The 5,317-nt window shown below is 68.7% G+C and carries 2 protein-coding genes and 2 pseudogenes; all 4 read right to left on the reverse strand.

All coding sequences use genetic code 11. The features are described from left to right. A pseudogene (locus tag IF54_RS44115) lies at nt 1-658 on the reverse strand (S8 family serine peptidase); the annotation flags it as partial. A 188-nt stretch (nt 659-846) separates the two neighbouring features. Then, the gene (locus IF54_RS0138575; protein ID WP_030327336.1) at nt 847-1,530 is read right to left on the reverse strand and encodes an ABC transporter ATP-binding protein; all 684 of its coding nucleotides are present in this window, start codon (nt 1,528-1,530) and stop codon (nt 847-849) included. 222 nt (nt 1,531-1,752) lie between these two features. Further along, complete coding sequence (locus tag IF54_RS0138580) at nt 1,753-3,204, reverse strand: ABC transporter permease (protein WP_030327337.1); 1,452 nt, start codon at nt 3,202-3,204, stop codon at nt 1,753-1,755. A 206-nt stretch (nt 3,205-3,410) separates the two neighbouring features. After that, nucleotides 3,411-5,317, reverse strand: a pseudogene (locus IF54_RS40170) (S8 family serine peptidase); the annotation flags it as partial.

Genomic DNA, 5,317 nt, shown 5'->3' on the forward strand with positions numbered 1-5,317 from the left:
GATGGACGCGACATGCGTGCCGTGACCGAACTTGTCCGTCGCGTCAGCCGCGGCGGAGAAGTTCTTGGACTCGATCACCTGCGTCTTGAGGTCCGGGTGCGTGGTGTCGACACCGGTGTCCAGGACGGCGATCTTGACACCCTTGCCGTCGTATCCGGCCGCCCACGCCGTGGGAGCGCCGATCTGCGGCACGGACTTGTCCAGACTGGCCTTGCGGACACCGTCGAGCCAGACGTGCGCGATACCGGAGGCGTCTTCAGGGTCCGCCGCAGGGTGCCCGCGTCCCGGACCTCGGCCTTGGCCGCGCTCGCCGCGCCCTGGTAGCCGACGATGACCTTCAGTCCCTTGGCCTGGGACTTGCGGACGGCGGCCGGACCACGAGGGTGTGGCCGCCGACCTTGCGGATCTGCACGGGTATGTGTTCGCGACCCTTCGCCCGCTCCAGGCCGACGACCCGGCCCTTGGCGTCCACGACGACACGGTCACCGGTGATCAGAGTGATGCGGTGCTTCGCGGTGAGGGCGGCACCGGCGGACTTCGCCGCGCCCACCCCCTGCTGCGCGTCCGCCGTGGCAGGGCTGGTCATTCCCGCCGCGAGCGCTACCGCGGCCGCCGTGGCAACCGTGGCCGCGCATGCCTTTTTCACTTGTCTGCGCAAGATTCCCCCTTGCAGAAGGACCGGGTGAATTCCCCGTTCACCCGGGCGGGGGTGGTCTCGCACACCTGCGCGTGCACCCCCCGGAATCGCAGTATGCCGAGGGGTGATCACATCGTTCAATAGACAACTCGCCGACAGCAAAGTCTGTTACAAGACCGCCGGGTTCAGGGCGAGTTGAGGCCGCGCGCTCAGGTCGCCGCGTTCTCCTTCACGGTGATCCTGCCCTTGCGGATCGTCGCCAGACGGGGGGCCTTCTTCGCGATAGCGGAGTCGTGGGTGACCATGATGAAGGTCAACCCCAGCTCCTTCCACATGCGTTCGAGCACGTCCATGATCTCGTCGCGCATCGACTCGTCCAGGTTGCCGGTCGGTTCGTCGGCGAGGAGCACCTTCGGCTGCTTGACGAGGGCGCGGGCGATGGCGACACGCTGCTGCTGTCCGCCGGACATCTCGGAGGGCAGATGCGCGAGCCGCTCCCCGAGCCCCACGGAGGTGAGCGCCTCCGCCGCCCGGTCCCTGCGTTCCTTGCCCTTCACGCCGAGGGGGACAAGGGCGGTCTCCACGTTCTCCTGGGCGGTGAGGGTGGGGATCAGGTTGAAGGACTGGAAGACGAAGCCGATGTTCTCGCTGCGGACCTTGGTGAGCCGGGCCTCCGACAGCTTGGCCAAGTCGGTGCCGTCCAGCACGACTTCGCCTTCGGTGGGCTTGTCGAGACCGCCGAGCATCTGGAGGAGGGTCGACTTGCCGCCGCCGGTGGGGCCCTGGATGACGAGGCGGTCCCCGTCGGCGATGGTGAGGTCGACCCCGGCGAGCGCGTCGACGGTGTCCTTGCCTCGGGTGTAGCGCTTGGTGACGCTTCTTAGTTCGTACATGGTGAGCTCCTGAGTATGGGTCTGGGTTGGTCTTCGGCCGCGGGCCGGTGGGGGCTGGTCGCGCAGTTCCCCGCGCCCCTGAGTGGGTGCGGGCCAGGCACGCCTAGCGGCAACCCACCTAGGGGCGCGGGGAACGGCGCGACCAGCCACGACGCACCCGCACCCGCACGACCACAAGGCGAGGCACATCCGTGGGCGCACCGTGGCCACGGCCGGGTCGCGCTACTCGACTCGCCGCAACGCGTCCGCCGGCCGCAACCGTGACGCGCGCCAGCCGCCGAAGGCACCGGCGATGAGACCGCCGGCCACCGCCAGACCGACCGCGATCGCCACCGTCGTCAGACTGACCGGCGCGGTCAGGGAGACGTCCAGCGTCTTCGCGGCGGCCCGCCGGCCGAACCCGCCGAAGCCACCCGGACCACCGGCTCCGCCGCCTCCACCGCCGCCCAACTGGGCTTGCAGCGTGGGGCTGATGGCCGTCACGGCATACGCCCCCGCGAGGCCCAGGGCGATGCCCAGGACGCCTCCCAGCAGCCCGTTGACCATGGCCTCGCCGACGACCTGCCGGGTCACCCGCCCCGACTTCCAGCCCAGCGCCTTGAGCGTGCCGAACTCCCGCACCCGGCGCGAGACGGCGGAGGAGGTGAGCAGACCAGCCACGAGGAACGCGGCGACCAGGACGGCGATGGAGAGCCACTTGCCGACGTTGGACGCCAGGGAGGAGGCCGTGGACAGCGATCCGGACACCGTGCTCGCGAGATCCGCCGAGGTCGTCACCGTGGTGCCCGAGATGTTCTTCTGGATCGACGACTTGACGGAGTCGATCTTCTGGGAGTCGGTCGTCTTGACGTAGATCGTGGTGACCTTGTTCTTCGAGTCACTGAGGGTCTGCGCCTGGGCGAGCGGGATGTAGACGTTGGCGGCCGCGTCGCCGCTGTCCGCGGTGGCGATGCCGATCACCGTGAACTTGACGCTCTTGACGGTGAGGGTGGAGCCGACCTTGAGCTTCTTCTCCTTGGCGTACGCGGAGTCGAGGACGGCGACCTTGGCGTCGGTCTCGGTCGACTTGAACGTACGGCCGCTGGTGAGCTTGGAGGAGGTCAGCGGGCCGAGGGCCGGCCGGGTGACGTCCGTGCCGTAGACGGAGTAGTTGTTGACGTCGAAGTTCGCGCCACCGCCCCGCACTTCACCCTGCGGCTGGCCGCTGCCTCCGCCGCGGAAGCCGCCCTCGCCGCCGCCGTTGCCGTTCTGCTGGAACTGACCCCGGGTGAACTGGCCGTTGATCTTGATGACCTGGAGGCTCAGCCCGCCGACCGCGTCGGAGACACCGGACTGCTGGTCGACCTTGGTGACGGTGGAGGTGGGCAGGGTCTCGAAGCCCTGCACCAGAACGCGGTCGCTGCTCTGCTCCGCGTCGGAGCCGTTGTCCTGCGCGTCGAACTGGAAGCGCGGCCGGTCGGAGGAGTCGGCCTGCGGCTGGGCCGCCTTGGTGACGGTCATGTCGGTGCCCAGCCCGTAGAGGGACTGGAGGACCTTGTCCTGGGCCTTGCCCATGCCGGACGACACGGAACTGACCACGATGACCAGCGCGATCCCGAGCGCGAGCCCGGAGGCGACGACGAGGGCCGCCTTTCTGCGGCGGCGCAGCTCGCGCCTCAGGTAGGTGAAGAACATGCCCGCAAGCTAGGTACGACGCGTGATGACTCGCTAAGCCCCATATAAGAGCTGCATGAGAAGCCTGTCCGCGAGCCGGGCACGAGCCGTCATGGGGCTGTCAGGCCGGCGGGGCACGGGGTGAGCCCCGCCGCACCCGCCGCACGGGAAAGGCCCGCCGGAAGCGGTGTGCTTCCGGCGGGCCCTCGACTACCGCTTCCTACAGGTCACTTCCCGTAGTACGCGTTGTAGATCGAGATCGTCGACTTGTTGCCCTTCTTGTCGGCGATCTTGGCGTGGAAGGAGATGGCCTTGCCCTTCGCCGGGTTCTTCGTGGCCGCATTGAAGCGGGCCGTGGAGGCGGGCAGCTTGGTGAGGTCGCCGGTCTTCTTGGACGCGAACGTCCAGCTGGCGTCGATCCGGGTGGAGGCCGCCGCGACCTTGACACTGCGCTTGACCGAGGTCGTCAGCTTGTAGTCGGCCTTGCCCGCCGGGACCGTGAAGACCTTCTCGCCGAACAGCGGGTCGTCGTTGGAGCCGACCTTGACGCCGTTCTTGTACAGCGTGGTCTTCACCGAGGTGAAGTCCGAGGAACCGGGGTTGCCCTGACCGTCCGCGAACAGCGGCAGGGAGCCGGCGATCTCGTTGCCCTTGCGGTAGAGACCGTAGTCGGCGTTGAGACGCGGGCCGAAGACCGCCGTGTTGAAGGTCTTCGCGTACGACTTGCCGCCCTGGAGGGACAGCGGAGCCCCGGCCGAGTAATACGCGTCGGCGATCGGGAAGCCGTCCGCGTCGACGCCGCTGTACTGCTCGAACGACATCTCCCACTTCACGCCGCTGACCGTCGACAGGTGCAGGGTGCGGGTGCTGGGCAGGGCCTGCGGGACGTTGATCGAGGAGCCCGAGAACGCGCCGGGCAGCCAGCCAGTGGCGCCGACCGCGCCTTTCTTGCCGCTCGCCGCAGCGCCCAGACCGACCTTCACCTTGGCCAGTTCGCTCGCCTTGTAGTGCTTGGTGTAACCGGTGGGGAACTGCTTGACCTTGCCGCCGGCCACGGTGTCGTACTGCTCGTTGGCACCCTTGCTCCAGTGCCCGTCGAACTGCTGGGAGAGGGAGCCGTCGGTCACCTGCGGGCCGAAGTGCGCGGTACGGAAGCCCGCGTACGTCTCCAGGAACCAGCCGTAGCCGTAAGTGCCGTCGGCCGTGTCGACCTGGAAGCCGGGCATGGCGAACTCCGACTTGGCGGCCGCGTCCGGCACGGTGATGTCCACCGGCTTGCCCTTGCGCGAGTCCAGCGTGACCGTCGTGTTCTTGGTGACGTTCAGCTTCGGCTGGACCAGCCAGTCGACGCCCTTGGAGCCGTCCTCCGGGTCCACGAAGGTGGAGGAGTTGAGGATGTAGCCGCCCTTGGGCACCCGCACGGTGACGGAGCCGTCCGCGTCGTACGGCGTGAACCACCTGCCGCTGCCGAGGCCGGAGACGCCAGACAGGTCGGCGCCGTAGTTCTTGGTCGGCTTGCCGTCACGGTCGAGCACGTTCAGCGTGACGTCGTACGACTCGACCTCGCGCTGCACCGCGGCCGCGGTGCGCACGGTCTGACCGCCGCCGGTCGCCGTCACGTACGCGGAGTAGGCGCCGTCCAGCGTGCCGCCCAGCTTGGTGTTCACCGTGACATCGACGGAGGCCTTGCCGCCCGCCGGAACCGTCACCGTGGTCGCGCCCAGCTTGAAGAAGCCGGCCGGAGCGGCCTGGCCCTTCGGGTCGGTCGCCGTTGACGCCAGCTTCAGCGTCACGTCCTTCGACCCGAGGTTGCGGTAGGTCAGCTTCTTGGTGACCGGCTTGTCGTCGGTGTGCGGCCACAGCCGCGATGATGTCCACACCCGGCGCGGTCACGTCGGGCTTGATCTGCCCGTCGAGGCCGGGGCCGGTGCTGGAGAAGTACGCCAGCTTGTCCTTGTCGTCGACGGCGCCGACGGTCAGGGCGGAGGCGGCGCTGCCCGGCGAACCGATGGACTCAGGACCGGAGTTGCCCGCGGCGATGGCGAACAGGATGCCCTTCTCGGCCGAGAGCTTGTTGACCTCCGCCTCGAGCGGGTCGATCTCCGGGGTGTCGCCGCCGCCCAGGCTGAGGTTG

The sequence above is a fragment of the Streptomyces sp. NRRL B-3229 genome (genome assembly GCF_000719505.1).
Classification (GTDB): Bacteria; Actinomycetota; Actinomycetes; order Streptomycetales; family Streptomycetaceae; genus Streptomyces; species Streptomyces griseorubiginosus.